The 572-nt window shown below is 59.8% G+C and carries 2 tRNA genes; both read left to right on the forward strand.

Annotated elements, in window-relative coordinates:
- Positions 1–77 (forward strand) — tRNA-Ile (locus FZ938_RS30380).
- A 42-nt stretch (positions 78–119) separates the two neighbouring features.
- Positions 120–195 (forward strand) — tRNA-Ala (locus FZ938_RS30385).
- Positions 196–572: the final 377 nt, after the last annotated feature.

A 572-nucleotide genomic window follows, 5' to 3' on the forward strand; every position in this document is an offset into this window, starting at 1 on the left:
GGGCTAGTAGCTCAGTTGGTTAGAGCGCGCGCTTGATAAGCGTGAGGTCGGAGGTTCAAATCCTCCCTGGCCCACCATGTTTAGCGGTCGTGCGCGTCTCCAGAGAAGGAGAGCCGATCGGGGGCATAGCTCAGTTGGGAGAGCGCCTGCTTTGCAAGCAGGAGGTCGTCGGTTCGATCCCGTCTGCCTCCACCATTCACAAGATGGTGTCGAGGGACGCCGAGCCGCTCAGCTTCGAGGACCGTTGGAAGGAACCACAACACGGAAACGTGGACCAAAGCGAGCGCGCAGCGCTCGCTTTGGTGCCTCGCTCGACAAGAGCTGAGGCGGGATCATGGACAAGTGAAGATGAAGTGCAAGTGACCGAGGACGCTCCTCGGCCGGGCCACAAGCCTGGCTGGGAGTAGCATCGAACGGCGGAAACGACCGGTCCTGTTGATCGGTTCGCGAGCAGGCTTGTTCCTGCGCGTGGCGCTTAGCGTTTTCGTTGGAGTTGAGATCAAGCGTCTGAAGGGCATCTGGTGGATGCCTTGGCACTGAGAGGCGATGAAGGACGTAGCACGTTGCGATAA

The organism is Azospirillum oryzae (genome assembly GCF_008364795.1).
Lineage (GTDB): Bacteria > Pseudomonadota > Alphaproteobacteria > Azospirillales > Azospirillaceae > Azospirillum > Azospirillum oryzae.